This window comes from Streptomyces sp. adm13(2018) (assembly GCF_008042145.1).
In the GTDB taxonomy this organism is placed as follows: Bacteria; Actinomycetota; Actinomycetes; order Streptomycetales; family Streptomycetaceae; genus Streptomyces.
The window spans coordinates 714,335-741,171 of sequence record NZ_RDBH01000129.1; the positions used below are offsets into that span (position 1 = coordinate 714,335).

At 73.2% G+C, this 26,837-nt stretch carries 18 protein-coding genes, 3 tRNA genes and 1 pseudogene; 9 read left to right on the forward strand and 13 right to left on the reverse strand.

Features of this window, described 5'->3' with window-relative positions:
• Positions 1 to 31: 31 nt before the first annotated feature.
• Together dnaG and EAO70_RS19800 are read left to right on the forward strand one after the other, a co-directional pair.
• Positions 32 to 1,974: pseudogene (gene dnaG, locus EAO70_RS19795) on the forward strand (DNA primase).
• A gap of 59 nt (positions 1,975 to 2,033) precedes the next feature.
• Positions 2,034 to 3,131, forward strand: coding sequence for a sigma-70 family RNA polymerase sigma factor (locus EAO70_RS19800; protein WP_261992951.1), 1,098 nt, complete (start codon positions 2,034 to 2,036; stop codon positions 3,129 to 3,131).
• Positions 3,132 to 3,242: 111 nt separating this feature from the next.
• On the opposite strand, the gene EAO70_RS19805 is transcribed toward EAO70_RS19800, so the two are convergent.
• From EAO70_RS19805 to EAO70_RS19820, 4 genes are all read right to left on the reverse strand, one after another.
• Positions 3,243 to 5,195 carry an ABC transporter ATP-binding protein gene (locus tag EAO70_RS19805; protein ID WP_148004217.1) on the reverse strand — a complete coding sequence of 651 codons (1,953 nt, stop codon included), beginning with the start codon at positions 5,193 to 5,195 and terminating at the stop codon, positions 3,243 to 3,245.
• Positions 5,195 to 7,147 (reverse strand): ABC transporter ATP-binding protein, encoded by a 1,953-nt coding sequence (locus EAO70_RS19810; RefSeq protein ID WP_148004218.1) that lies wholly within the window; start codon positions 7,145 to 7,147, stop codon positions 5,195 to 5,197. Before EAO70_RS19810 ends, EAO70_RS19805 begins: the two co-directional genes overlap by 1 nt.
• Positions 7,148 to 7,253: 106 nt before the next feature.
• Complete coding sequence (locus EAO70_RS19815; protein WP_148004219.1) at positions 7,254 to 8,693, reverse strand: FGGY family carbohydrate kinase; 1,440 nt, start codon at positions 8,691 to 8,693, stop codon at positions 7,254 to 7,256.
• A gap of 29 nt (positions 8,694 to 8,722) precedes the next feature.
• Positions 8,723 to 9,034 carry a YtxH domain-containing protein gene (locus tag EAO70_RS19820; RefSeq protein ID WP_148004220.1) on the reverse strand — a complete coding sequence of 104 codons (312 nt, stop codon included), beginning with the start codon at positions 9,032 to 9,034 and terminating at the stop codon, positions 8,723 to 8,725.
• A 169-nt stretch (positions 9,035 to 9,203) separates the two neighbouring features.
• Here EAO70_RS19820 and EAO70_RS19825 point away from each other — a divergent pair.
• The 3 genes from EAO70_RS19825 (at position 9,204) to EAO70_RS19835 (ending at position 9,596) form a co-directional block, all read left to right on the forward strand.
• Positions 9,204 to 9,276: transfer RNA gene (locus EAO70_RS19825), tRNA-Asn, on the forward strand.
• Between the two features lie 5 nt (positions 9,277 to 9,281).
• A tRNA-Asn gene (locus EAO70_RS19830) sits at positions 9,282 to 9,354 on the forward strand.
• A gap of 165 nt (positions 9,355 to 9,519) precedes the next feature.
• A tRNA-Ile gene (locus EAO70_RS19835) sits at positions 9,520 to 9,596 on the forward strand.
• A gap of 142 nt (positions 9,597 to 9,738) precedes the next feature.
• Here EAO70_RS19835 and EAO70_RS19840 read toward each other — a convergent pair.
• Positions 9,739 to 11,091: a chloride channel protein gene (locus tag EAO70_RS19840; protein ID WP_148004221.1), complete on the reverse strand. Its 1,353-nt coding sequence runs from the start codon at positions 11,089 to 11,091 to the stop codon at positions 9,739 to 9,741.
• Between the two features lie 224 nt (positions 11,092 to 11,315).
• Positions 11,316 to 11,735 (reverse strand): SHOCT domain-containing protein, encoded by a 420-nt coding sequence (locus tag EAO70_RS19845; protein WP_148004222.1) that lies wholly within the window; start codon positions 11,733 to 11,735, stop codon positions 11,316 to 11,318.
• A gap of 316 nt (positions 11,736 to 12,051) precedes the next feature.
• Here EAO70_RS19845 and EAO70_RS39355 point away from each other — a divergent pair, with 316 nt between their 5' ends.
• Entirely contained in the window at positions 12,052 to 12,609 is a 558-nt protein-coding gene (locus tag EAO70_RS39355; protein ID WP_261992952.1) for a potassium channel family protein, read from the forward strand.
• 16 nt (positions 12,610 to 12,625) lie between these two features.
• Here the strand turns inward: EAO70_RS39355 and EAO70_RS19855 are convergent, their stop codons facing one another.
• The 3 genes from EAO70_RS19855 to EAO70_RS19865 form a co-directional block, all read right to left on the reverse strand.
• Complete coding sequence (locus tag EAO70_RS19855) at positions 12,626 to 14,050, reverse strand: DUF2252 domain-containing protein (protein ID WP_148004224.1); 1,425 nt, start codon at positions 14,048 to 14,050, stop codon at positions 12,626 to 12,628.
• A 61-nt stretch (positions 14,051 to 14,111) separates the two neighbouring features.
• Positions 14,112 to 14,564: a hypothetical protein gene (locus EAO70_RS19860; protein WP_187283956.1), complete on the reverse strand. Its 453-nt coding sequence runs from the start codon at positions 14,562 to 14,564 to the stop codon at positions 14,112 to 14,114.
• A gap of 210 nt (positions 14,565 to 14,774) precedes the next feature.
• On the reverse strand, positions 14,775 to 15,443 hold the full coding sequence (locus EAO70_RS19865) for a phospholipase domain-containing protein (protein ID WP_148004225.1): 669 nt from the start codon (positions 15,441 to 15,443) through the stop codon (positions 14,775 to 14,777).
• Here EAO70_RS19865 and EAO70_RS19870 point away from each other — a divergent pair.
• Positions 15,427 to 16,647, forward strand: coding sequence for an MFS transporter (locus EAO70_RS19870; protein WP_148004226.1), 1,221 nt, complete (start codon positions 15,427 to 15,429; stop codon positions 16,645 to 16,647). The genes EAO70_RS19865 and EAO70_RS19870 overlap by 17 nt on opposite strands.
• A 155-nt stretch (positions 16,648 to 16,802) precedes the next feature.
• Positions 16,803 to 20,489, forward strand: coding sequence for a S8 family serine peptidase (locus EAO70_RS19875; RefSeq protein ID WP_148004227.1), 3,687 nt, complete (start codon positions 16,803 to 16,805; stop codon positions 20,487 to 20,489).
• Positions 20,490 to 20,672: 183 nt separating this feature from the next.
• Here EAO70_RS19875 and EAO70_RS19880 read toward each other — a convergent pair whose 3' ends face one another.
• The 4 genes from EAO70_RS19880 to EAO70_RS19895 all read right to left on the reverse strand — a co-directional run bounded on the left by EAO70_RS19880 (position 20,673) and on the right by EAO70_RS19895 (position 26,381).
• Positions 20,673 to 22,121, reverse strand: a complete 1,449-nt coding sequence (locus tag EAO70_RS19880; protein WP_148004228.1) for an acyl-CoA synthetase — start codon at positions 22,119 to 22,121, stop codon at positions 20,673 to 20,675.
• A gap of 172 nt (positions 22,122 to 22,293) precedes the next feature.
• Positions 22,294 to 23,529 carry an MFS transporter gene (locus EAO70_RS19885; RefSeq protein WP_148004229.1) on the reverse strand — a complete coding sequence of 412 codons (1,236 nt, stop codon included), beginning with the start codon at positions 23,527 to 23,529 and terminating at the stop codon, positions 22,294 to 22,296.
• Positions 23,530 to 23,660: 131 nt separating this feature from the next.
• Positions 23,661 to 25,256, reverse strand: a complete 1,596-nt coding sequence (locus tag EAO70_RS19890) for a GAF domain-containing protein (RefSeq protein WP_148005252.1) — start codon at positions 25,254 to 25,256, stop codon at positions 23,661 to 23,663.
• A gap of 63 nt (positions 25,257 to 25,319) precedes the next feature.
• Complete coding sequence (locus EAO70_RS19895) at positions 25,320 to 26,381, reverse strand: rod shape-determining protein (protein WP_148004230.1); 1,062 nt, start codon at positions 26,379 to 26,381, stop codon at positions 25,320 to 25,322.
• 300 nt (positions 26,382 to 26,681) lie between these two features.
• On the opposite strand from EAO70_RS19895, the gene EAO70_RS19900 reads away from it, so the two are divergent.
• The coding region (locus EAO70_RS19900) for a rod shape-determining protein (protein WP_187284027.1) at positions 26,682 to 26,837 on the forward strand (156 nt) is incomplete at its 3' end.

The window sequence follows — 26,837 nt, forward strand, 5'->3', positions numbered from 1 at the left end:
GACCACCCCCGGACCCCCGTACACTTCATGCGTGGCAGGCAGGATCAACGATGACGACGTGAAGGCGGTCCGGGACGCGGTCCCGATCGACGCCGTCGTGTCCGAGTACCTCCAGCTCCGCAACGCGGGCGGCGGAAACCTCAAGGGCCTCTGCCCCTTCCACGACGAGAAGTCGCCCTCCTTCCAGGTCAGCCCCGGCAAGGGACTCTTCCACTGCTTCGGCTGCCAGGAGGGCGGCGACACCATCGCCTTCGTGATGAAGATCGACCACCTCTCCTTCTCGGAGACGGTCGAGCGCCTCGCCGCCAAGGCGGGCATCACCCTGCGGTACGAGGAGGGCGGCTACAACCCCGGCCACCAGCGCGGGGAGCGCATCCGCCTGATCGAGGCGCACAAGGTCGCCGCCCAGTTCTACGTCGACCAACTCGACTCGCCCGAGGCCGAGATCGGCCGGAAGTTCCTCGCCGAGCGCGGCTTCGACCAGGCCGCCGCCGCCCACTTCGCCGTCGGCTACTCTCCGGCCGGCTGGGACCACCTCACCCGCTACCTCCGCGGCAAGGGCTTCTCCGACAAGGAGCTGATCCTCTCCGGCCTCTCCCAGGACGGCCGCCGCGGCCCCATCGACCGCTTCCGCGGCCGTCTCATGTGGCCGATCAAGGACGTCGGCGGGGAGATCGTCGGCTTCGGCGCGCGCAGGCTCCGCGACGACGACAACGGACCCAAGTACCTCAACACCCCCGAGACCCCGATCTACAAGAAGTCCCAGGTGCTCTACGGCATCGACCTGGCCAAGAAGGACATCGCCAAGGTCAGCCGCGCCGTCGTCGTCGAGGGCTACACCGACGTCATGGCCTGCCACCTGGCCGGCGTGACCACCGCCATCGCCACCTGCGGCACCGCCTTCGGCGGCGACCACATCAAGATCCTCCGCCGGCTCCTCATGGACAACGGCTCGGCCCGCGTGATCTTCACCTTCGACGGCGACGCCGCCGGCCAGAAGGCCGCCCTGCGCGCCTTCGAGGACGACCAGAAGTTCGCCGCCGAGACCTACATCGCCATCGCCCCCGACGGCATGGACCCCTGCGACCTGCGGCTCGCCAAGGGCGACGAGGCCGTCGCCGACCTCGTCCAGCCCCGCACCCCGCTCTTCGAGTTCGCGCTCCGCCAGATCGTGAGGCGCTACGACCTGGAGACCCCGGCCGGCCGGGCCGCCGCCCTCGACGAGGCCGCGCCCGTCGTCGCCCGCATCAAGAACATCGGCGCCCAGCACGAGGTCGCCGTCCAGCTCGCCGGCATGCTCGGCATCCTCGACACCCAGTTCGTCGTCAAGCGGGTCGCAGGGGTCCATGCCGTCGGGGGCGATGGCGATGTAGGTCTCGGCGGCGAACTTCTGGTCGTCCTCGAAGGCGCGCAGGGCGGCCTTCTGGCCGGCGGCGTCGCCGTCGAAGGTGAAGATCACGCGGGCCGAGCCGTTGTCGCCCCGTCCCCTCCGGACCCGCGCTCAACCTGCGCAGCCCCGCCCACCGCACCGAGCGCGAACTCCTCAAGCTCGCGCTCCAGCGCCCCGAACTCGTCTCCCCGGCCTTCGACGCCTACGGCATCGACGAGTTCACCGCCCCGCCCTACGCGGCCGTCCGCCAGTGCGTCCAGGACGCCGGCGGCGCCACCGGAGCCCCCTCCGACTACCTCGCCACCGTCCGCGAGGCCGCTCCCAACGACACCGTCCGCGCCCTCGTCACCGAACTCGCCGTCGAGACGATCTTCGCCAAGACCGTCGACGAGGCCTACGCCGGCGACCAGCTGGTCACCGTCCGGCTCCGCGCCGTCGACCGGCGCATCCGCGAGGTCCAGGGCACCCTGGCCCGCCTCGGCGCCCACGGCGACCCCGAGCAGGTCGGCGCCGTCCAGAACGAACTCTGGGTCCTCACCCAGTACGGCCAGTCCCTCCGGAACAACGGCGCCGCCGCCCTCTGACGCACGGTCAGTCACGCCCCGGTCTCAAAAAGTCACCGCACGCCCCTCGTGGGCTCACTGTGTCGTACCCCACACTGGGTGACGGTGTCGTCGCGCTGCCCTACGCCCCCGGACCGGCAGCGATCACCCCCTGGAGGTCGCCCGCCGTGCAGACCCGGATCGTGTCCCAGGAACCGCCCGCCGCCGCACCGGACGAGCAGCCGGAGACACCACCCCAGAGCCGCCGCCCCGATCCCGGCGGCAACGGGCCCTCCTCCGACCTCTTCCGCCAGTACCTCCGCGAGATCGGCCGCATCCCGCTGCTCACCGCCGAGGAGGAGGTCGAACTCGCCCGGCGCGTCGAGGCGGGGCTGTTCGCCGAGGAGAAACTCACCAACACCCCCGATCTGGACACCCGGCTGGCCGGCGACCTGGACCGGATCGTCGTCCTGGGCCGGATCGCCAAGCGCAGGCTCATCGAGGCCAACCTCCGCCTCGTCGTCTCCGTCGCCAAGCGGTACGTGGGCCGCGGCCTCACCATGCTGGACCTCGTCCAGGAGGGAAACCTCGGCCTCATCAGGGCCGTCGAGAAGTTCGACTACGCGCGGGGCTACAAGTTCTCCACGTACGCCACCTGGTGGATCCGCCAGGCGATGTCCCGGGCCCTGGCCGACCAGGCCCGGACCATACGCGTCCCCGTGCACGTCGTCGAACTCATCAACCGCGTCATCCGCGTCCAGCGCCGCCTGCTCCAGGAACGCGGCTACGAACCCACCGCCGAGGAGGTCGCCGCCCAGCTGGACGTGCCCCCCGAGCGGGTCGGCGAGGTGCTCCGCCTCGCCCAGGAGCCCGTGTCCCTCCACACCCCCGTCGGCGAGGAGGACGACGTCGCCCTCGGCGACCTCATCGAGGACGGCGACGCCACCTCCCCCGTGGAGTCCGCCGCCTTCCTGCTGCTCCGCCGCCACCTGGAGGACGTGCTCTCCACCCTCGGCGAACGCGAACGGAAGGTCGTGCAGCTCCGCTACGGCCTCGACGACGGCAGGCCCCGCACCCTGGAGGAGATCGGCCGCATCTTCGGCGTGACCCGCGAACGCATCCGCCAGATCGAGTCCAAGACCCTCGGCAAACTCCGCGACCACGCGTACGCGGACCAGCTGCGGGGCTACCTGGACTAGTCGAGCCCCTCCACGCTTCCGGCCCCGATCCGGAGGGTGACCGACGGCACCCAGGAATCTCTGACTGTGTGACCCGTGCCGCACATGATGCGGCACGGGTCACCCGCCCCGTCAGTCGACCTCCGCCACCGCCTGAGCGAACTGCGCCGCGTACAGCCGGGCGTACGCCCCGCCCGAGGCCAACAGCTCCTCGTGGGTGCCCTGTTCGACGATCGAGCCGTTCTCCATCACCAGGATCACGTCGGCGTCCCGGATCGTGGAGAGCCGGTGCGCGATGACGAACGAGGTGCGCCCGTGGGCCAGTCGGGCCATCGCCTTCTGGATGAGGACCTCGGTCCGGGTGTCGACCGAGCTGGTGGCCTCGTCGAGGACGAGGATCACCGGGTCGGACAGGAACGCCCGCGCGATGGTGATCAGCTGCTTCTCGCCCGCGCTGACCCCCGCCCCGTCGTCGTCGATGACCGTGTCGTACCCCTCGGGCAGGGTGCGGACGAAACGGTCGGCGTGCGCGGCCCGCGCCGCCTCCTCGATCTCCGCCCGGGTCACCGCGCGCGTGGCGCCGTACGCGATGTTGTCCGCGATGGTCCCGCCGAACAGCCAGGTGTCCTGGAGGACCATGCCGATCCCGGTCCGCAGCCGCTCCCGGGACATCCCGGCGATGTCCACCCCGTCGAGGGTGATCCGGCCGCCGGTGACCTCGTAGAACCGCATGAGCAGGTTCACCAGGGTCGTCTTGCCGGCCCCGGTCGGGCCGACGATCGCGACCGTCTGGCCCGGCTCCACCGTGAGGGACAGGTCCTCGATGAGCGGCTTGTCGGCCTCGTAGCGGAAGGAGACGCCCTCCAGGGCCACCTTCCCCTTGAGGCCGGCCGCCTCCCAGTCCCCGGCCGGGGTGCCGGCGAGCTGGCCGGCCGGCGCGTCGGGCTCCTGCTCCTCCGCGTCGAGCAGCTCGAAGATCCGCTCGGCGGACGCCACGCCGGACTGCACCAGGTTCGCCATCGACGCGACCTGCGTCAGCGGCATCGAGAACTGGCGCGAGTACTGGATGAAGGCCTGCACGTCGCCGATGGAGAGCGTGCCGCTCGCCACCCGCAGACCGCCGACCACGGCCACCAGCACGTAGTTGATGTTCGAGATGAAGAACATCACCGGCTGCATCACACCGCTGTTGAACTGCGCCTTGAACCCGGCCTCGTACAGCGCCTCGTTCTGCTCGCGGAAGTCCCTCGCGGACTCGTCCTGCCGGCCGAACACCTTCACCAGGGCGTGCCCGCTGTACATCTCCTCCACGTGCGCGTTGAGCGCGCCGGTGGACTTCCACTGCTGCACGAAGTGCGGCTGCGAGCGCTTCCCGATCTTCGCCGCGACGAGGATCGAGACCGGCACCGTGACCAGCGCCACGAGCGCGAGAAGCGGCGAGATCCAGAACATCATCGCGAGCACGCCGACGATCGTGAGCAGCGAGTTGATCAGCTGGCCCATCGACTGCTGGAGGGTCTGCGAGATGTTGTCGATGTCGTTGGTCGCCCGCGACAGCACCTCGCCGCGCTTGGCCTTGTCGAAGTACGACAGGGGCAGCCGCGCCAGCTTCGTCTGGACGTCCTCCCGCATCCGGTAGACCGTCCGGTTGATCACCTTGATCGACATCCGGGTGGAGACCAGCATCAGCAGGCCCGCCGCCACGTACACGCCGAGGACCACGAGGAGCACCTCGCCGACGGCGGAGAAGTCGATCCCCTGCCCCGGCGTGAAGTCCACCCCGCTCAGCATGTCCGCCATGCCCGAGTCGCCCGAGGCCCGCAGCCTCTCGACGGCCTCCGCCTTGGTGCCGCCCTCGATCTGCCGTCCGACGACGCCCGCGAAGACGAGGTCGGTCGCCTTGCCGAGGATCTTCGGGCCGACCACGGAGGCCGCCACCGACAGCACGCCCGCGACCAGCATCAGCCAGAGCGTGCCGCGCTCGGGCGCCAGCTGCCTCAGCAGCCGCTTGCCGGAGCCCTTGAAGTCCATCGACCGCTGGTCGGGGCCGCCACCGGCCATCATGCGTCCGCCAGGACCGGCCATCAGGCTGCCTCCGCCTCGGTGAGCTGGGAGAGCACGATCTCCCGGTACGTCTCGTTGTCCGCCATCAGCTCCTGGTGCCGTCCGGTGCCGACGACCCGGCCCTCGTCCAGGACGACGATCCGGTCGGCGTCCCGGATGGTGGAGACCCGCTGGGCGACGATCACGACGGTCGAGTCGGCCGTCTCCCGGGCGAGCGCGGCCCGCAGCAGGGCGTCCGTCTCGTAGTCGAGCGCGGAGAACGAGTCGTCGAACAGGTAGATCTCCGGCCGCTGCACCAGGGTCCGCGCGATGGCGAGCCGCTGCCGCTGTCCGCCGGAGACGTTGGTGCCGCCCTGGGCGATCGGCGCGTTCAGCCCGGCCTCCAGGTTCCGGACGAAGTCGGCGGCCTGGGCGACGTGGAGGGCGTGCCAGAGTTCCTCGTCGGTGGCGTCGGGTCTGCCGTAGCGGAGGTTGGTGGCGACGGTGCCGGAGAAGAGGTAGGGCTTCTGGGGGACGAGTCCGACGGTGCGGGCCATGAGGTCGGGGGCGAGGTCGCGGACGTCGACGCCGTCGACGAGGACCTCGCCGCCGGTGGCGTCGAAGAGCCGGGGGACGAGTCCGAGGAGGGTGGACTTGCCGCTGCCGGTCGAGCCGATGATCGCGGTGGTCTCGCCGGGGCGGGCCTCCAGGTTGGTGGCGACGGTGCCGGAGAAGAGGTAGGGCTTCTGGGGGACGAGTCCGACGGTGCGGGCCATGAGGTCGGGGGCGAGGTCGCGGACGTCGACGCCGTCGACGAGGACCTCGCCGCCGGTGGCGTCGAAGAGCCGGGGGACGAGTCCGAGGAGGGTGGACTTGCCGCTGCCGGTCGAGCCGATGATCGCGGTGGTCTCGCCGGGGCGGGCCTCCAGACGGACGTCCTTGAGGACGGACTCCTCCGCGCCGGGGTACCGGAAGTCCGCGCTCCGGACCTCCAGATGGCCCCGCCGGTGGAGCGTGGTCACCGGCTTCACCGGCGGCACCACGCTGGACTCGGTCGCGAGGACCTCCTCGACGCGCTCGGCGCAGACCTCGGCCCGGGGCACCATCATGAACATGAAGGTGGCCATCATGACCGCCATCACGATCTGCATCAGATACGCGAGGAACGCGGTCAGCGCCCCGATCTGCATCCCGCCGCTGTCGATGCGGTGCGCGCCGAACCAGACGACCGCCACGCTGGAGACGTTCACGACGGTCATGACGACCGGGAACATCAGCGCCATCAGCCGGCCGGTCGCCATCGACACCTCGGTCAGCTCCGCGTTGGCGCCGCGGAACCGCTCCTCCTCGTAGTCGTCCTTCACGAACGCCCGGATCACCCGGTTGCCGGTGATCTGCTCGCGCAGCACCCGGTTCACCGTGTCGAGGCGCTCCTGCATCGTCCGGAAGAGCGGCCGCATCCGCCGGACGATCAGGGAGACCGAGACGGCGAGGACCGGCACCACCGCGAGCAGCACACCGGAGAGCGGCACGTCCTGCCCGAGGGCCATCACGATGCCGCCGACGCACATGATGGGCGCGGACACCATCAGGGTGAACGCCATCAGGACCAGCATCTGGATCTGCTGCACGTCGTTGGTCGTCCGGGTGATCAGCGAGGGCGCGCCGAAGTGCCCCAGCTCCCGGGCGGAGAACGACTGCACGCGGTCGAAGACCGCGGCGCGCACGTCCCGGCCCAGCGCGGAGGCGGTGCGGGCGCCGTAGAACACGGCCCCGATGTTGCAGACGACCTGGACGACGGAGACGCCGACCATCAGGGCGCCGAAGCGCAGGATGTAGCCGGTGTCCCCGGCGACGACACCGTTGTCGATGATGTCCGCGTTCAGGGTCGGCAGGTAGAGGCTCGCGCAGGTCTGCAGGAACTGCAACAGGACGAGCAGGGCGATGGGTTTTCGATAGGGCCCGAGGTGGGTTCGGAGAAGTCTTATGAGCACGGCTCCACTATCGCCCGCCCGCCCGGGGCGTTACGACTCCGTTTCGGGGTGCGGGGGGAGCCCTGGGGAAGACTTTACGAACGGGGTCCGGGCCCCGCGGCCGGCCTCAGGAACCGAACGCCCCCGGGTGCAGCTGGTCCCGGGTCGCCACGTACTGCTGCCGCACCGCCCGGCCCGCGGGCAGGTCGTCGCCCGCCTCCAGGATCTGCGCGGCCGCGCCCTGCCAGGCCGGGGGAGCGGACGGCGACAGCGTGCCCCGTGCCACCCCGAGGGCCCAGGCGGCCTGCCGGGCCGCGCCGAGCGCCGCGTAGTCGGCGGGCTGGGGGACGACGACCTGCGCGCCGAACAGCGCGGGCGCCAGCGCCTGGACCGCCGGGAGCGAGGCCGCGGCGCCGAGCAGGAACACCCGGCGCACCTCGACCCCGCGCCGGCGCAGCACGTCCAGGGCGTCGGTGAGCGCGCACAGCATGCCCTCGAACGCCGCCCGCGCCAGGTGCTCGGGCTTCATCGACTCGCGCCGCAGCCCGCTGAGCGTGCCCGCGGTGTTCGGCAGGTTCGGGGTCCGCTCGCCCTCCAGATAGGGCAGCAGGACCAGCCCGGAGGCACCCGGGGTCGACTTCAGGGCCAGCGCGGACAGCTCGTCGAGGGACTCGGTGCCGAGCATCTCCGCGGTGCCGCGCAGCGCCCGGACCGCGTTGGAGGTGTGGACGACCGGCAGGTGCATCCCGGTGGCGTCCGCGAAGGAGGTGATCATGCCGCCGGGGTCGGCGAGGGCCTCGTGGTGGACGGCCATCACGGAGCCGGAGGCGCCGAGCGAGACCACCGCGTCGCCGGGGCCGAGCCCCAGGCCCAGCGCGGCGGCCATCGTCTCGCCCGTACCGGCGGAGATGAGGAGCCCCTCGGGCGTGGTGCCGGCCGCCTCGGCCGGGCCGAGGACCTCGGGCAGCACGGCCTGGTGGCCGAGGGCCAGCTCGACGAGGTCGGGCCGGTAGGTGCCGGTGCGGGCCGACCAGTAGCCGGTGCCGGACGCGGCGCCGCGGTCGGTGGTGCGCCGGGCGGGCCGGCCCAGGAGCTGCCAGACCAGCCAGTCGTGCGGCTGGAGGACCATCGCGACCCGCCGGGCGTGCTCGGGTTCGGTGCGGGCCAGCCAGCGCAGCTTGGCCACCGGCTGCCCCGCGCCGGGCACCGAGCCGACGGCCTCGGCCCAGGCCTGGCGGCCGCCGAGCGACTCGACGAGGTCGGCGGCCGCGACCTGGGCGCGCTTGTCGTTCCGGACGAGCGCGGGCCGCACGAGGCCGCCCTGCGCGTCGAGCGGCACGAGCCCGTGCTGCTGCGCGGAGACCCCGATGGCCTGCACGCCCTCCAGGATGCCGCCGGTGGCGGCCTCCCCGAGGGAGAGCAACCAGGTCTGCGGGTCGACGTCGACGGCCTTGGGTTCGCCCGGGTGTGGGGCGTATCCCTGCCGCAGTACGGCACCCGTGTCCGTGTCACAGACGACGATGCGTGTGAACTCCGCTGAGCTGTCGAGTCCGGCGACTATCCCCATGACACGTGATTCTGCCGCACGCGGGCGGTTCAGGTGTTGCTGGTGCCCCAGTCGTCGTCGACGACCTTCCCGTTGGCCCCGCCGCGCCCGGAGAGCGCGTGGAACCGGTCGGTCACCGAGGACGGCAGCCGGTCGCCCACCTTGTCGCCCACGACGTGCGCCGCCTTGCCCGCGACCTGCCGCCCGGTCTGGGCGGCGGACTCGGCGGCGTTGCGCACGGCCGGGTTCCGCGTGAACTCCTTCGCGGACTTCTTCATCTGCTCGTACCGCTCGCGACCGGCCCGCGTGCCGACCACGAAACCGAGGGCGAGTCCTACGACGAACGTCAGCTTGTATCGCATGTCCACCACCTTCCCTGGAGAGCTCGCCTGATGCATGGCTGATGCCCCGGGGTGCCCACGGCCATACCGATTGGCGGAGCACCCCCCTGCTTGCGCTAATGTATGTGTCGCAGCGAGCAACCGCCCGCCCGGAGCATCCGGAGTGGGTACGTTCGGTGCAACGCAGCAATCCCCTGTAGCTCAATTGGCAGAGCAGCCGGCTGTTAACCGGCAGGTTACTGGTTCGAGTCCAGTCGGGGGAGCGCGATCCCCTGTAGCTCAATTGGCAGAGCATTCGGCTGTTAACCGGAGGGTTACTGGTTCGAGTCCAGTCGGGGGAGCGGAACGGAAGAGGACCCTTCGGGGTCCTTTTTCGCGTCTCGGGGAACCATGCGGCGCGCGGCGCGGTCTTCATGGTCAGCAGAGCCGATCTTCCGGAGCAGGAGATCGTATGAGCGGCTATGCTGCGGCAGACGGCGCGCACACATGTACGCGCCGCACCGTACGGGGCGGTAGCTCAGCCGGTTAGAGCAGCGGACTCATAATCCGTCGGCCGTGGGTTCGAGTCCCACCCGCCCCACCACTTCGTGGTGCCCGCAGAATCGTTCTGACCAGCGGAGGTGCTGGTCGGGCGAGGCGGGCCCCGGCCCTCTCGGCCCGGGTCGTGCCTCTTCTCCCAGTGTGTGGACAGAGGGCGCGGCCCCGAGGGCTTCGACACGCCGAAGTCACCCGGATGACGCAGCTCCGGCCGGCTCGGGCGTCGGCAGCAGTTCCGTGGTGACGAAGGCGATCACGGCCGCGAGGATCACGATCGGGATCATCTCGGTCCCGCCCAGCAGCAGTGAGACCAGGACGACGCTGCTGACGGGCAGCCGGAGGGTGGCGGCCGCGGTGGCGCCCATGCCCGCCGCCATGGCCGGTACGAGGCCCAGGCCGGGCAGCGGGGCCAGCAGGACCCCGGCGGCGGCCCCCAGGAAGAGGGCCGGGAAGACGAGACCGCCGCGCAGACTGCCCAGGCAGAGGGCGTACGCGGTCCCCTTGAAGACCAGGACGGCGATCAGCGCCCCGACCCCCCAGGCGTGCGGGTCGGTGGCCAGCTGCCCCATGGTCGCCTGGCCCGACAGCGCCACCTCCGCCGGGGAGCGGCCGGTCGCCAGGGTGTAGAGCGTCGCGCAGGCCGCGGCCGCCACGGCGCACAGCGCGGTCCGCGTCAGCAGCCCCGCCGAGACGAAGGCGGCGACCCGCCGGGCGGCCCCGAGCACCGGGTGCAGCAGCAGGGCGACTGCGAGGGCGAAGGGAACCGTCCAGAGCACGTCCCCGACATCCAGCCGGGGGAACGGCATCGGCAGCCGCAGGCTCAGGCTCCCCGTCTCCAGCCCCGTCCAGTGCCCGATGCCGGTGAAGACCAGGGCCCCGACGCCGCTGGACAGCAGGGCGGGCAGCATCACGGCGAACAGCTGCGGCCCGCCGGCCCCCACCACCTCCATCAGGAGCACGGCGGCGACCAGCGGATTGCCGAAGATCGCCGCGATCGCGGCCGCGGCGCCCGCCGCGCCGAGCAGCGCGGTGCTCTTCGGCGTCGCCGGCGCGCGCGCGAGGTCCCGGAACAGCAGGGCGAGACCACCGCCCAGCGCGATCAGGGGCGCCTCCGGGCCCAGGACGGCACCGAGGGGAAGGCTCGCGGCGGCGGCGAGCAGGACGCCCGGCAGCATCGCGGGCGAGGTCCCGCCGGCGTGGAGGCCCGAGGCCGGCACGTGCCCGCCCCCGCCGGGCAGCCGCAGGGCGATCAGCCCGACGACGACCCCCGCGACCAGGAACAGCGGCAGCGGCCACCACCACGGCGGGGTGTCCCAGCCCAGGTCCCGGGGCAGGTCGGCCCACATGACGTGTTCCAGCTCGTGCAGGGCGACCAGGAACCAGAACGCGACGAGCGACACCGGCACGCCGATGACGGCGGAGAAGACCAGGGCCTTGAGATAGCCCGGGGCGAGGAGCAGGTCGCGCAGCCGGTCCGCCTCCAGGGGCTGCTCCGGCTTCCCGCCGCCGGGGTCCGGGGGGTGGGCGTCGTTCTCCGCCATGGACGGCCCTCCTCGGTGCCGTGCCGCCGCCGTCGCCTGCCGGCTCCGCGCGGTCGGCCGCGTGAACTCGATCTCGGGCTCGGGAGCACCCCGCATGGTGCCGAGGGGAGCGCGTCGGTCCGGGGAGCCCCGCACGGTGCCGGGGCGAGCACGCGGCCCGGCACAAGCGCCCCGCACCTGAGTACGCCGCGGGCGCCGCGCCCGCGGCGTACTCCGCCGGTCCGTCAGCTCGCCAGGACCTTGGCCTTGGCCTGCGCGAACTCGGCCTCCGTGATCGCGCCGCTGCTCTTCAGGTCCGCCAGCCGGGCCAGTTCGTCCGCGTGGCCCGATCCGCCGCCGCCTGCGGTCTCACGTACGTACGAGCGGAACTGCTCCTCGTTCTGCCGGACCCGGTTCAGCTCGCGCTCGCCCATCGACCGGCCGCGGGCGATCAGATAGACGAACACGCCCAGGAAGGGCAGCAGGACGACGAACGCGGTCCACCCCGCCTTGCCCCAGCCGTTGAGCCCGTCGTCGCGGAAGATGTCGCCGATGATCCGGAAGAGCAGCATGAACCAGAGGATCCACAGGAAGAGAATCAGCATGGTCCAGAACATGTTCAGCAGCGGGTAGTCCACCGCCAGGTTCACCGCGGAGTCCTTCATGGCCGATCTCCTGCCGATCGTGACGGGCCACGGCCGCCTGTTCGTTGGGAGGCCGCGGTCCGGCGGGACGAACTTCCTCCAGGGTGCGCCGCTCCGGGGCCCGCCGCACGCCGGGGCGGATGCCGCCGGACCGGTGACCCGCCGGTGCGCCTGCCGCGCCGGGCCCAGAACACCTGGGACAGTCACCGCCCGGCCGGCCGGGTGCGGGACGACCGCGGGGCTCCGTGCGACCGGAGCGACGGATGCGACCGAAGCGACCGGACCGGCCGGACCGGCCGGACCGGCCGGACCGGCCGATGCGACCGAGAGGGGAAACGTGGACGGCACACCGGGGGACCGGCGGTCGGCCGTGCTGACCGTCGCTCAGGCGGTCCTGTCCCTTACGGCGGTGCTCGCCGCCTACTACCTGCTGCCGCTGGACTCGTCGTTCAGCGTCGCCACCGTGGTGGTGCTGGTCGCCGGCGTCGCCCTGGTGGGCCTGCTCATCGCCTGGCAGGTGCGTACGATCATGCACTCGGCGCGGCCGGGGCTCCGGGCCGTCGCGGCGGTGGCCGCGACGCTGCCGTTCTTCGTGCTGATGTTCGCCGCCACCTACTACCTGCTGGGGCGCAGCGAGCCCGCCAGTTTCACCGAGGCGCTGACCCGGACCGACGCCCTCTACTTCACGATGACGGTGTTCAGCACGGTCGGCTTCGGCGACATCAGCCCGCGCACCGAGGTGGCCCGGCTGCTGACCACCGGACAGATGACCGCCAACTTCCTGCTGATCGGTGTGGCGGCCCGGTTCCTGCTGGGGGCGGTCCAGGAGGGCCGGCGTCTGCGCGGGCTGGAGGCGAGGGGCGGGGAGCGGGGCGGACCGCCCGCCCCGCCGTGACCGCGCCCGGTTGCGTTCACGAGGTCTCCTCGGCGGGCAGCCGGCCCGCCCGTACGGCGTCGACCAGGGCCCGGTGGTCGCGTTCGTTCTGGTCGGCGTAGGCCTCGGCGAAGCGCGCGAGGGCCCGGTCGAACGAGTCGCCACGGCCGAGGTAGGAGGCGATCGCGATCCGGTCGCCGGACCGCGCGTGGGCGCGCGCCAGCGTCAGCCCGCACAGGTCGCCGAAGGCCCGCATGTCCCCGGGGCCCATCCGTTCGGGGACGGCGATGCCCTTCCAGTCGCGCAGCTGCCGCACGTAGAAGTCGCGCTTGCGGCCGTCGATCCCGTCCACGCGCTGCCAGCCCAGGAAGATGTCGCTGGTGGCCTGCATCAGCCGCTGGCCGGAGACGACGCGCTCGCCCTGGTTGCGGTACGCGCTGGCGCCCACGTACGGGGCGAGTACGGAGGTGTCGGCCTCCTTGGCCTGGAGGAAGAGCGGGTCCTCGTCGTCCCGGCCGAGGAGCAGGAAGATCCAGCACCGGGTTCCGACGCTGCCGACCCCTACCACCTTGCGGGCGATGTCCGTCAGCCGGTAGTCCGCCAGGAGCGTGCGCCGGTCCGAGGTCAGGGTGGTGCCGTACTCCCCGATCAGGTCGTGGAACCGCCGTTCGAGGGCGGCGCGCTGGAGGTCGGGGAGGAGGTCGCCCATGGGGACGAGCAGCGGGGGGTCGGCCGCGATCACGGGGTGCCCGTCGGTGGTCTCGGTGAGCCGGTCGAAGGCCTGGAGGCTGTCCCGGCCGCGGGCCTTCGTCATGGCGCGGGCCAGGTTCTTCCGCCCGCGCCTGCCGAGCAGGGTCGAGCCCAGGGCCGCGAGGCGCTCGGAGTCGATCGTCGCGTACCAGACGTCGAGGGTGCGCATGCCCGCGAACCGGATCATGGCCTCGCGGTAGGAGCGGACGGTGTCCCGGACGATGCGGGTCCGTTCGGCGTCGTCGAAGCCGTTGGCGCGGGCGGCGATGACGAAGCTCGTCGACAGCCGTTTGACGTCCCACTCCCAGGGTCCGGGGAGCGTCTCGTCGAAGTCGTTGATGTCGAACATCAGCCGGCGTTCGGGCGAGGCGAGGAGGCGGAAGTTCAGCATGTGCGCGTCCCCGCACAGTTGGGCGGTGAGACCCGAGCGCGGGGTGGGGGACAGGTCGGACGCCATGATGGCGGCCGCGCCGCGGTAGAAGCGGAACGGCGACTCGATCATGCGGCCGTAGCGGATCGGGACGAGTTCGGGGACCCGGGTCGCCGACTGCGTCTCCAGGATGGTCAGCGGGTCGGGCCGGTCGGCGGGCGGTCGGTACTCGGCGTGGCCGGACCGCGGCGCGTGGCGCCGGGCCTTCTTGCCGAGCGCCGCCCGCTCCTTCGGGGTCGCACCGCGCGCCGCGCGCAGCGCCGTGGTGGCTTTCCGGGGCATCGGAACCCTTTCTGCTCGGTCCCCCCGGGGTGCCGCGACCGCCTCACGGGGCCGGGCCGGGTCAGTCGGCGGCGGTGTGCGACCAGCTGGAGCACAGGGCCCAGATGACGAACACGTCGATCGCCAGGAGGGTGAGCGCCCACCAGGGCTGGTACGGCAGCCAGAGGAAGTTGGCGATCATGCTGAGGCCGGCCAGGAAGACGCCGGCGGCCCGGGCCCAGTTCGCGCCCTGGAAGAGGCCCGCGCCGGTCAGGGTGACGAGGATGCCGAGGATCAGGTGGATCCAGCCCCAGGAGGTCAGGTCGAACGCGAAGACGTAGCCGCCGACGCGGGCGTAGACGTCGTCCTCGGCGATGGCCGCGATGCCCTGGAGGATGGCGAGGATGCCCGCGAGGGTGAGGAGGACCGCGGCGAACACGGTGCCGCCGCCCGCGACGCCCCCTCCGGACCGGTGTGTCCTTCCCGGTGCGGCACCGGTGTCCCCCCGTCCCCCGGCGGATGTGTGCTGGCTCATGGCAGTCACCTCGCAGCGTGCGGTTCCCGGCCGGGCGGGCCCGGGCCGTGGGGCCGCGGATGCCTGCTCGGCGGCCGGGCCGGGATCGCCCACCTCCGATTATCAGGGCGGGCGCGGCGGCCTGCGCGGCGACCGGATCCGCCTCGTGCCCGGGTCCGCGGAACCCCCGGGCCCGGGGGCGGGTCCGGGCCCGGGGGTTCCGCCGGGGTGTCAGTACGTGAGGATGGCCGGGTCCGAGACGCTCGCCGTGCCGGTCTCGACGTGGCCCGCGAGCCGGCGGACGTAGTCCGTGCTCGCGGAGGACGTGACGGTGACGTCGTACCAGTGGTGGGCGGCGGAGACGGCGACGCTGTGGGTGACCGTGGCGCCCTTCGCGACGGACAGCGTCTTCCGGGCGCCGCCGTAGGCGTTGACGAGGGTCACGCTCGCGGTCGTACCCGCGTTGGTGAAGGTCAGGTCCAGGGTTCCCCCGGTCGCGTTGTGGCGGGCCGTGACCTCGGGGACGGCCGTCTTGCCGGGGGAGCGGAAGCGGCGGACGAAGCCGTTGGGGCCGTGGACCGTGAGGTCGGTGACGCCCTGGGAGTACTGGGTGTTCCAGGTGTCCGCGATCGTCTTGCCGGACTCCGTGGTGTACGTCCACGGGGCGTCCGTGCGGTTCGCCGAGGTCACGTAGAACTGCGCGCCGACCCCGGCGGCGAGCAGGCTGAGGCTGCCGCCGGCCCGGAGCGCGGCGACCGCGTTCCGCACGCCTTCGGCGGGGTCGTCGACGTACTCCAGGACCCCGTGGCAGAGCACCGTGTCGTAGCCCTCGCGGCCGACCACGTCGAAGAGGCCCCCGGCCCCCGCTCCCGACCGGCGGCGGCTGTTCGCCGACCTCACCCCGCTGCGGACCTCCGCCCACTACCGCCGCCTCTGGTTCGGCGGCGCCGTGTCCTGGGTCGGCCAGGGGATGACGTCCCTGGCCGTCTCCCTCCAGGTGTACGACATCACCCGGTCGCCCTTCTCCGTCGGGCTCGTCGGGCTGTTCTCGCTCGTGCCGCTCGTCGTCTTCGGGCTCTACGGCGGCGCCATCGCCGACACCGTCGACCGCCGCAGGCTCGGGCTCTACAGCGCCTGCGGCTCCGCCGTGCTGTCCGTCGGGCTCGCCTCCGCCGCCCTCGCCGGCTTCCACCGGGTCTGGTTCCTCTACGGGATCGTCGCCCTCCAGGCCGTCTGCGCCGCGCTCAACGCGCCCGCCCGGTCCTCGATGATCCCGCGGCTGCTGCCGCCCGAGCAGCTGCGCGCCGCCAACGCGCTGAACTCCATGGTCACCACCTTCGGCATGCTCGTCGGGCCCAGCCTCGGCGGACTCATCGTCGGCTTCGCCGGGTACCAGACCGCGTACCTCGTGGACGCCCTCGCCTTCACCGCGAGCCTCTACGCGATGTGGCGGCTGCCGTCGATGCTGCCGGACCGCAAGGAGGGCGGGAAGCGCGCCTCGGTCGTCGACGGACTCCGGTTCCTCGCGACCCGGCCCAACCTGCGCATGACGTTCCTCTCGGACTTCTGCGCGATGATCCTCGCCCACCCCCGCGCCCTGTTCCCCGCCATCGCCGTGCTCTGGTTCGGCGGCGACGCGAAGACCGCCGGACTCCTCGTCGCCGCGCCCGCCTGCGGGGCGCTGCTCGGCGGGGTGCTCTCCGGCTGGCAGGGGCGCGTCCGGCACCACGGCCAGGCGATCCTGCTCGCCGTCGCCTGCTGGGGGACCGCCATCGCCGCCTTCGGGCTCACCCGGAACCTCTGGCTGGGGCTGCTCCTGCTGGCCGTCGCCGGGTACTCCGACACCGTCTCGATGATCTTCCGGAACACGATGATGCAGGTCGCGGCGCCGGACGAGATGCGCGGCCGGCTCCAGGGCGTGTTCATCGTGGTGGTCGCCGGCGGGCCCCGGCTCGGGGACTTCCTGGCCGGCTCGGTGGCCGACCTGACCTCGCCCGCGGTCGCCGTCACCGGCGGCGGGATCGCCTGCGTCCTCGCCGTCGGCGCCCTCGCGCTGTACGGGCGCGGTTTCCGCCGGTACGACGCCCTCGGCCCGACTCCGTGATCAATTCTCCCCGAACGGCACGTCCTGTTCTGGCGGTTGGCCGCCACGGCGCATAACCGCCAGGGCGGAGCGGAGTCAACTCCCGCCCGCCTGGCCAAGACTCCTCGCGGCACCCGGAAACACCCCCGACCCCGGGTCCACGAGGAGTTCCAACGATGACGTCGAGGCCCACACCCTTCGGCAGGGGGAGAGCCGCGCTGATCGCCGCGGGCGTCTCCCTCGTGATGCTCTCGGCCGGGCAGACCGCCGCCGCCGGGACCACCGCACCGGCCGTCCCGGACACCTTCAAGCGGACGGCGGCCGGCAGCACCGTCACCCTCGTCACCGGCGACCGCGTCACCCTCACCGACCTCGGCGGCGGCCGGCAGACCGTCACCGTCGACCGGGCCGCGGGCGCCACCGGCGCGATACGCAGCCGGATCGCGAACGGCCGGGTCACGGTCGTGCCCGACGAGGCCCGCCCCTACCTGGACTCCGGCGCCCTCGACCCGCGGCTCTTCGACGTCACCGGCCTCGTCGAGCAGGGCGTCACCGGCGAACTCCCGCTGATCGTCACCTACGGCGGCAAGGGGGCCCGCGCCGCGACGGCGGCCCCGCGCGGCGCCGAGACCGTCCGCCCGCTGCCCAGCATCGGCGGCGCCGCCGTCACCGCCACCGACCCCGCCGCCTTCTGGCGCGGCTTCACCGCGGCCCCGGCCGCGCGCTCCGCCGCTCCCGCCAAGGTCTGGCTCGACGGCCGGGTCAAGGCCGCCATGGCCGAGTCCAACGCCCAGATCGGCACCCCGAAGGCCTGGGAGGCCGGGCTCACCGGCAAGGGCGTGAAGGTCGCCGTCCTCGACACCGGCGCCGACCTCGGCCACCCCGACCTCGTGGGCCGCGTCGCCGAGTCGAAGTCCTTCATCGAGGGCCAGGAGGTCGCCGACCGCGACGGCCACGGCACCCACGTCACCTCCACCGTCGGCGGCAGCGGCGCCGGTTCGGACGGCGCGGAGAAGGGCGTCGCCCCCGGCGCCACCCTCGCCGTCGGCAAGGTCCTCAGCGACGAGGGCTCCGGCAGCGAGTCGCAGATCATCGCCGGCATGGAGTGGGCGGCCAAGGACGTCGACGCGAAGATCGTGTCGATGAGCCTCGGCTCCCGCGAGGCCAGCGACGGCACCGACCCGATGGCCCAGGCCGTGAACGCCCTCACCGCCGAGACCGGCGCCCTCTTCGTCATCGCCGCCGGCAACTCCGGCGCCCCCGGCTCCATCGGCTCGCCCGGCGCCGCCGACTCCGCGCTCACCATCGGCGCCGTCGACTCCGCCGACGAGGCCGCCTACTTCACCAGCCAGGGCCCCCGCCACGGCGACCAGGCCCTCAAGCCCGACCTGTCGGCGCCCGGCGTGGACATCCTCGCCGCCCGCTCCCAGCTCGCTCCCGGCAGCGGCCTCTACACCTCGATGAGCGGAACGTCCATGGCGACCCCGCACATCGCCGGCGTCGCCGCCCTGCTCGCCGAGAAGCACCCCGACTGGACCGCCACCGGGCTCAAGAACGCGCTGATGTCCTCGTCGAAGACGCTCGACGCCTCCGCGTACGCCCTCGGCTCCGGCCGCGTCGACGTACCTGCCGCCATCACCGCGGACGTGACCGCCACCGGCTCCGCCGACCTCGGCTTCGTCGCCTGGCCGTACGAGACGAACAAGCCGGTCACCAGGACCGTCACCTACACCAACTCCTCCGACACCCCGGTCGGGCTGGCTCTGGCCGTCGAGGGGATGCCGGCCGGAGTCGCCGCGCTCGCCGACACCACCCTCACCGTCCCCGCCCACGGAACCGCGAGCACCACCGTCACCGGCGACGGCGCCAAGGCCCCCGTCGGCCGGTCCTCCGGCCGGGTCACCGCCACCGCCGCCGGCGCGGTCGTCGCCCACACCGCGCTCGGCCTCGTCAAGGAGGAGGAGCGCTACACCCTCACCGTCCACGTCAAGGACCGCGACGGTGCCCCCGCCCCCGCATCCCTCGGCGTGCAGCAGCTCACCGCGGGCGTCGACCCCTTCCCGGCCGCCGTCGGCGAGTCCGGCACCCTCGAACTCCGCCTGAAGCCCGGCACGTACGCCGTCGACACCTTCCTCGACGTCCGCGGCTCCCACGGCGCCGACTCCCTCGGCCTCGGCTTCCTCTCCGAGCCGGAGATCACCCTCGACCGCGACCGCGAGATCACCCTCGACGGACGGCGGCTCCGCGAGATCCGCGCCGAGGTCGACCGGCGCACCGAGACCCGGCAGCTCCTGATGGAGTTCGACCGGAAGGCGAACGGCGCCTCCTACGGCGGAGCCGTCCAGGTCCCGGCCCTGTACGACTCGATCTTCGCTGCGCCCACCCGCAGGCCCGCCACCGGCACCTTCGAGTACCGGACGGTCTGGCGCCTGGGCAAGCCGATGCTGGAGGCCGGCGTCGACGGCTCCCGCCTCTCCGACGCCACCCCGCAGGCCGGCGCCACCCTGCTGGAGGGCGGCCACCGCCTCGGCCTCGTCGACGCGGGCACCGGCACCCCTGCCGAGTACCGCGGCCGGAACGTCACCGGCAAGGCCGTCCTCGTCCGCCTGGCCGACGGCGCCGACCCGGCGCAGCTCGCCCAGACCGCCCAGGACGCCGGTGCCAAGGCCCTGTTCGTCACCGACGACCGGCCCGGCCGGCTGATGAAGTGGTTCGGCACCGCCGACTACCAGGACCGGCCGCTCGCCGTCGCCACCGTCAACAGCGCCGACGCCCGCCGCCTCGCCGCCGGTGCCGCCCGCGGCAAGCGCGTCGACCTGACGGGCACCCGCTTCACCCCGTACACCTACGACCTCTCCGAGGGCCACCCCGGCGCCATCGGTACGGACCTCGTCTTCCGCCCCGGCAAGCACGAACTGGCCACCATCCACTCCACGTTCCGCATGCCGACCAGGCGCGAGGAACTGGGCGGGGAGTTCCGCTTCTCGATCACCGACACCTTCCCGATCGGCTTCGGCTTCAAGGAGTGGATCGCCTTCCCGACCGAGCGCACCGAGTACGTCTCCACCGGCACCGGCCAGCGCTGGCACGAGTCCGTCGACCTCGGCGAGTCCCTGGAGCAGCGCGGCGGCACCCCGTCCTACCGGGGCGGCAGCCGGGTGGACCTCGACTGGTTCGGCCCCGTCTGGCACCCCTGGCTGGGCACCGGCCTCGGCTGGGGCCAGCAGCGCACCGGCAACGACCTGCGCTTCAACACCCCCGGCTGGGGCGACTCCGGCACCGACCACACCGGCTTCGGCGACGTCTGGAACGACGAGTCGATGACCCAGTACACCGAGGTGTACGTCAACGGGACCCGCGTCGACCGCAAGACGAGCTCCGGCGCCTACGCCTGGGACGCCCCGGCGAAGGAGTCGACCTTCAAGGTCGTCACCGACACCACGCTCGACCCGGCGCGCTGGCGGCTCGGCTCCCAGGGCCACAGCGAGTGGACCTTCCGGTCCGCCGAGACCCCGGGCGACCGGGTCACCTACCTGCCGATGCTCAACCTCGGCTTCGACGTGGACACCGACCTCCACGGCGACGTCCGCGCCGGACGCAGGCTGCCCGTCGGGATCTTCGCCGAGTACGTGAAGGGCGCCGCCCACACCGGCACCATCAGCGGCGCCACCCTGGAGGTCTCGTACGACGAGGGCAGGACCTGGACGAAGGTCGCCCTCCGCAAGGCGCGGCACGGCGCCGCCTGGGACGGGGAGCTGCGCGTCCCGTCCGGCGCCGGGTCCGTCTCGCTGCGGGCGGGGGCGCGCGACGACCGGGGCGGCTCGGTCACGCAGGAACTGATCCGCGCGGTGGGCGTGAAGTAGCCCGCGGACACCTCCGGAAGGCCGGGCCCCCTCTCGCGCGACGCGGGAGGGGGCCCGGCCCGCGTCGTACGGGAGGGGGCCAGGCCCATGCCAGGAGAGGCCCGGCCCGCGTCGTACCGAAAGGGCCCCGGCCCGCACCGCGTCGGGTGGGGGGCCAGGCCCATGCCAGGAGGGCCCGATCCCTCAACCCCGTTCGGTCAGGGCCTTCTTGAGGATCTTCCCCATGTCGTTGCGCGGCAGGGCGTCCAGCCGGCGCACCACCCGGGGCCGCTTGTGCGGGGCGAGCAGCCCTGCCACGTGGTCGGCCAGCTCCTCCGCCGTCGGGGGGCTCCCGGCGTCCTCCGGCACCACCCAGGCCACGATCCGCTCGCCCAGGTCCGGGTCGGGCTCGCCGGTGACGGCCGCCTCGCGCACCCCGGGGTGGTCGAGCAGCGCGTTCTCGATCTCGCCCGCCCCGATCTTGTAGCCGCCGCTCTTGATCAGGTCGGTGGCCTTCCGGCCCACCAGCCGCACGGTGCCGTCCGCCTCCCGCACCGCCATGTCGCCCGTGCGGAACCAGTCGCCGTCGAAGGCCTCCGCCGTCGCCCCGGGCCGATTGAGGTAGCCGGAGAACAGGTTCGGGCCGCGCACCTGCACCTCGCCGACCGTCTCCCCGTCGTACGCCCCGGACACCGAGCCGTCCTCGTCCACGAGCCGCAGCTCCACACCCGCGAGCGGCACCCCGACGGTTCCGGGGCGCGGTTCGCCGCCCGGCAGGACGCTGGTGTTCATGAGGGTCTCGGTCATCCCGTACCGCTCCACGACGGTCCGGCCCGTCGCCGCCGCGATCCGCTCGTGGTCGTGCACCGGGAGCGCCGCCGACCCGGAGACCAGGAGCCGCGCCCCGGCGAGCGCCCCGGCCAGGGCCTCGTCGCCGGCGAGCGCGTCCGCGAGCCGGTGGTACATCGTCGGTACGCCGAACAGCATCGTGCCGCCGCCCGCGCCGCCCAGCTCCCGGGCCACGCCCGCCACCGAGAACGCGCCCAGGTGCCGCACCTCGCCGCCCCGGCGCAGCGGCCCGAGTATCCCGAGGATCAGCCCGTGCACGTGGAACAGCGGGAGGGCGTGCACGAGGATGTCGTCGGCCGTCCAGGACCAGGCCCCGGCGAGCGCGTCGAGCGAGGCGGCGATCGCCCGCCGGGACAGCACGACGCCCTTCGGCGGACCGGTGGTGCCCGAGGTGTAGACGATGAGGGCGGGCGACGCGGGGTCGGCCGTCTCCGCGACCGGCGGGCCGTCCGCCGCCGGGTCCACGACGATCCGGGGGAGCCCGGCGAGTCCGGCGGGCAGCTCGTCCCCGGCGCCCGCGAGCACCGCCGTGGGCTCGCTGTCGCCGAGGATGTGCGCCAGCTCGCGTTCGCCCGTCCGCGGGTTGAGCGGGACGGCGGGGACGCCGGCGAGCAGGGCGCCGACGACCGCGACCGCCGTGTGCGCGGTCGGGGTGGCCCAGACGGCGACCCGCCCGGCGCCCTGGATCCGGGCCGCCACGGCTCCGGCGGCCCGCGCGAGTTCCTCGTAGGTCAGGGTGTCCGGGCCGCAGCTCAGGGCGGGCCGGTCGGAGGGGGCCTCCAGGGCGGGGAAGAGCGCACTCACCGGTCGTACTCCTCGTGGTCGTCGAGGGCGTCGGTCGCCGGTGGTCATTCTGCCCGGAGGCCCGGAGGCCCGGAGGCCCGGTCCGGTGGCCCGGAGGCGCGGTGGCCCGGAGGCCCGGAGGCCCGGTCCGGTGGCCCGGAGGCGCGGTGGCTCGGAGGCCCGGAGGCCGTCGTCAGGGGCGGACCGCCGCGACCTTCGTGGGCTCCGGCGTCGGCTCGCCGCCCTCCGGGCGGATCCCGCGCATCCGGCCCCAGGCGTAGACGCAGCCCGCGAGCGCCAGGTCCGACAGCAGCATGAAGCCGATCGAGTACGAGTCCTTCGCGCTGTAGATCGCGCCCATCACGAGCGGCGGCAGGAACCCGCCGAGCCCGCCCATCGCGCCGACGATGCCGGTCACGCTGCCGACCTTGGCCTGCGGGGTCACCTGCGAGACCAGCGCGAACACCGAGCCGCTCGCCGTGCCGAGACCGGCCGCCATGACCAGCAGGGCGATCGTGCCGCCCGGGTTCAGCGGCGGGTCGAAGGCCTGCACGATCGCGAGGAGCGCGACCACGCCGAGCGCGGCGGCGGTGACGAGCGCCGGGTGGACCCGGTCGGAGAGCCAGCCGCCGATCGGCCGGAAGATCACGGTCACCAGGGCGAAACCGGCCGCCTTCGTGCCCGCGTCCGTCGGGTCGAGCTCGTACCAGGTCTTCAGATAGGTCGGCAGGTAGACGCCGAACGCCACGATGCCGCCGAAGCCGATCGCGTACAGCGCGGACAGCTCCCACGTCACCCGCAGCCGCGCGGCCGAGCCGAGCCGGGTCGCCAGCGAGGCGGTGGGGACGGGCCGGTCGGGGCGGTCGGTGATGAGGAGCGCGGCGAGCACCGCGTACGCCGCGAGCGCGATGGCGACCACGATGAACGGCAGGTTCTCGCCGTGCTTGGCGATGCGCGGGGTGAAGTAGCCGGAGAGCGCGACACCACCCATGCCCATCCCGAACACGCCGAGCGCCAGACCGCGCTTCTCCGGCGGGAACCAGGAGTTGACCAGCGGGATGCCGATCGCGAACGTCGTGCCGCCGAGACCGAGGAGGAAGGCGACGACCAGCAGCAGGCCGTAGGTGTCCTTGACCACGATGAGCAGCAGGACGGGGACGATCGTCAGGGCCGAGACCAGCGGGAACATCAGCTTCGCGCCGTACCGGTCGGTCAGCGCGCCGGCCGGGATGCGGCCGAGCGAGCCGACCAGGACGGGGACCGCGACGAGCAGCGACTGCTCGAAGGAGCTGAGTTCGAGCCGGTCGCCGTACCAGCTGGCGAGGGGCGCGATCAGGTCCCACGCCCAGAAGGTCAGCGTGAAGCCGATGGTGGCCGTCACCAGGTTGCGGTAGGCCGCCGCGGTCGATGGCTTGGTCTCGGTGTCCACGTCCCCAGTCAAGATCGGGGCGGCACGCGCGGCGCGCGGTGCTGCTCCGTACGGGTGCCCCGCCGGACCGCCGGGGGGTGCCCCGCCGGACCGCCGGGGGGTGCCCCGCCGGACCGCCGGGGCGGCGCCGGCTACGGCCAGTCCACCGTCGTCGGCGGTGTGCCGTCGTCCGTGACCCGCAGCCTGGCCCCCGGATCGCCTTCCGCGGCCCCGCTCCCGCCGCCCGGTCCTCCGGCCGACACCTCGACCGTGATCGCGCCGACCCCCGGCCGCCGGTGCGCCGCCGCGAGCGCCCCGCGCAGGGCCGCGAGGAGCCGGTCGGCCGTCTCCTCGCCGATCAGGGTGTCGACGGCCCCGGCGAAGTGCACGGACGGCTGGAAGCCCAGCACGACCGCCGCCCCGCCGGTCTCCCGCAGCACCTTCCCCCGGAACGAGGTCGGGGCGTCGGCCGGCGGCTGCTGGAGCGCGAAGATGGTCGTACGGACCTCCTGGATCGTGGAGTCCAGTTCGTCCACGGCCCGCCCGAGCAGCGCGCTGTCGCCCCCCGGGTCTGACGGGTCGGCGGAGTCCGCGGCCCGCCGCCGGGTGGACTCCAGCATCATCTCGGTGGCGAACAGCCGCTGGACCACCAGGTCGTGCAGGTCGCGGGCGATCCGGTCCCGGTCCTCGAACACCGCGAGCCGCTCCCTGTCGTGCCGCGCGTCCGCGAGGACCAGCGCGAGCGCCGCCTGCGAGGCGAACTGCGAGGCCAGCAGCCGGTCGACCGCCGTGTACACCGGGTCGTCGCGCCGCCGGGGGAGGGCGAGCGTGCCGATGAGCCTCCCGCCGCTCTGCAGGGGCAGCATCATCGAAGGACCGAAGCGGGACCGGACATGGGTGGTCATCCGGGGGTCGGTCGCCGAGTCCTCGACGAACACGGGCTCCCCGCCGAGGAGCTGCACGAGCACGGGGGAGCCGGGCGCGATCGCCGTGCCGATCAGGTCGCCGGGATCGTCCGTCGTCGAGGCGGCGACGATCTCCATCCCGCCCTCGGGGGTGGGCTGGAGGACGACCCCGGCCGAGGCGTCGGCCAGGATGCGGGCCTGCTCGGCCACCGTCATCAGGGCGTTCTCGGCGGACGCGCCGGTCAGCAGTGCCGTGGTCACCGCGGCCGCGCCCTCGATCCAGCGCTCCCGCTGGCGGGCGGTCTCGTACAGCCGGGCGTTGCCGATGGCGATGCCGGCCTGCGAGGCGAGGACCCGGAGCAGCGAGAGGTCCTCCTCGGTGAAGCGGCCCTCGCGCTTCTCCGTGAGGTAGAGATTGCCGAAGACCTCGGTGTGGACCCGGATGGGGACGCCGAGGAAGGAGTGCATCTCCGGGTGGCCCGGGGGGACGCCGGAGGAGCGCGGGTCGGTCGCGAGGTCGTCGATCCGCAGCGGCCGCCGGTCCTGGACGAGCACGCCGAGCAGCCCGGTGTGGCCGTCGGGGAGGCGGCCGATGCGCTGCCGCTCCTCGTCGGTCATGCCGCAGGTGAACAGTTCGGTGATCCGGCCGCGCTCGGGGTCGACGACCCCGAGCGCGCCGTAGCGCGCCCCGATGAGGAGGGCGGCGGAGTCCACGATGTGCTGGAGGGTGGAGCGGAGTTCGAGGTCCGTACCGACGCTGAGGACCGCTTCGAGCAGCATGGGCAGGCGGAGCGCGTCCTCGTCGGTGTCCCCGGCCGTGTCCGTATCCGCGTCCTCGTCCATGATCGTCATGGTCTCATTGTCGTACGAATCGTTCGTTTTCGTGGTGTTGTGTCCGACGGCGGCTCAGTCCTCGTCCGCCAGCGGATCCCGCACCGCCAGCGGGTCGAGGACCATCGGCTGGACCTTGCCCTCCAGCATCGCGCCCAGCCCCAGGACCGCGCAGACGTCGGGCCGTTCGGCGATGTGGACCGGCATGCCGGTCGCCTCGCGCAGCATCTGGTCGAGGCCCGGCAGCAGGGCGCTGCCGCCGACCATCATGATCCCGCGGTCCGCGAGGTCGGCCACCAGGTCCGGCGGGCAGTCCCGCAGCACCTTCCCGATGCCGTCGAGGACCGCCGTCAGCGGGGTGTGGATGGCCTCCCGCACGGCGGCGGTGTCGACGGTCACCGAGCGGGCCAGGCCCGTGGCGACGTCCCGGCCGTGGATCTCGGTCGAGGCCGGGCCGTGCGGCGTCAGACCGTTCCCGCTGAGGGCGAGTTGCAGCGGCCGGACCGACTGGCTCGGCAGCATCAGCTCGTGGTGGTGGCGCAGGTGCTGGATGACGGCGTGGTCGATGGCGTCGCCGCCCACCGGCATCCGCTCCGCCGTGACGATCGAACCGAGCGACAGGACCGCGACCTGCGTGGTCGCCGCGCCGCAGACCAGGATCATCGTCGCGGTCGGCTGCTCGACCGGAAGACCGCAGCCCACGGCCGCCGCGATGAGCGTGTCCACCAGCTCGACGCGGCGGGCCCCGAGACCGACGAGGGTCTCCACGGCGGCGCGCTGGGCGAGCGGGTCGCTGTCGTGCGGGGTGCAGGCGGCGGCGCGCAGCCGGGGCTTGCGGCGCAGCTGACGGCGGAGCTTCTCGCCGAGGAGGTGGCGGAGCATGCGCTGCGCCATCTCGATGTCGACGACCGTGCCGCCGGAGACCGGGCGGACGACCCTGATGTAGTCGGGGGTGCGGCCCGTCATCTTCTCGGCCAGCGCGCCGACGGCGATCAGCGCTCCGGTACGGGTGTTGACGGCGGCGACGCTCGGCTCGTCGACGACGAGTCCGGCGCCCTTCACGAAGACCCGGGTGCGGGCGGCACCCAGGTCGACGGCGACATGGCAACGACGCAGCTGCTCAAGGCTGACGGTCACGGCGGATCCTCCGGAGTGCGGTGCTGGCACGGGCGAGGGGGGTTCGCGTTACGCGGTCCTCCTGGAATCGTCCGGCCGTCCGGGTCGCGGCGCGCGCTGGGCTGCGCCGCCCGGGGCCCGCCGTGCGGTGCCCGGCAGCACGTACCGAAGCGGGAGATTCACGACGCACCGCCGACGACCTGCGGTTTCCTCACAGAATCCTCACGTCCGCAGCTACCTGCGGCGGTATTCGGCCGCATAGCCTGCGGGCCCCATGGACTACTGCCACGCGTGCCGGCGGCATCTCAACGGGGCCCTCGCCTGTGCCGGGTGCGGGACTCCCGTCGAGCGACTGCGGTACGAGACCCCCCGCGCACCCGGGTCTTCGTGAAGGGCGCCGGACTCGTCGTCGACGAGCCGAGCGTCGCCGCCGTCAACACCCGTACCGGAGCGCTGATCGCCGTCGGCGCGCTGGCC

What these genes read in the sequence shown, in the direction of transcription:
- EAO70_RS19805 (WP_148004217.1), bottom strand. Translation starts at nt 5,195, where the DNA reads ATGGCCGGTCCTGGCGGACGCATGATGGCCGGTGGCGGCCCCGACCAG.
- EAO70_RS19815 (WP_148004219.1), bottom strand. Translation starts at nt 8,693, where the DNA reads ATGGGGATAGTCGCCGGACTCGACAGCTCAGCGGAGTTCACACGCATC.
- EAO70_RS19820 (WP_148004220.1), bottom strand. Translation starts at nt 9,034, where the DNA reads ATGCGATACAAGCTGACGTTCGTCGTAGGACTCGCCCTCGGTTTCGTG.
- EAO70_RS19840 (WP_148004221.1), bottom strand. Translation starts at nt 11,091, where the DNA reads ATGGCGGAGAACGACGCCCACCCCCCGGACCCCGGCGGCGGGAAGCCG.
- EAO70_RS19845 (WP_148004222.1), bottom strand. Translation starts at nt 11,735, where the DNA reads ATGAAGGACTCCGCGGTGAACCTGGCGGTGGACTACCCGCTGCTGAAC.
- EAO70_RS19855 (WP_148004224.1), bottom strand. Translation starts at nt 14,050, where the DNA reads ATGCCCCGGAAAGCCACCACGGCGCTGCGCGCGGCGCGCGGTGCGACC.
- EAO70_RS19860 (WP_187283956.1), bottom strand. Translation starts at nt 14,564, where the DNA reads ATGAGCCAGCACACATCCGCCGGGGGACGGGGGGACACCGGTGCCGCA.
- EAO70_RS19875 (WP_148004227.1), top strand. Translation starts at nt 16,803, where the DNA reads ATGACGTCGAGGCCCACACCCTTCGGCAGGGGGAGAGCCGCGCTGATC.
- EAO70_RS19890 (WP_148005252.1), bottom strand. Translation starts at nt 25,256, where the DNA reads ATGGACGAGGACGCGGATACGGACACGGCCGGGGACACCGACGAGGAC.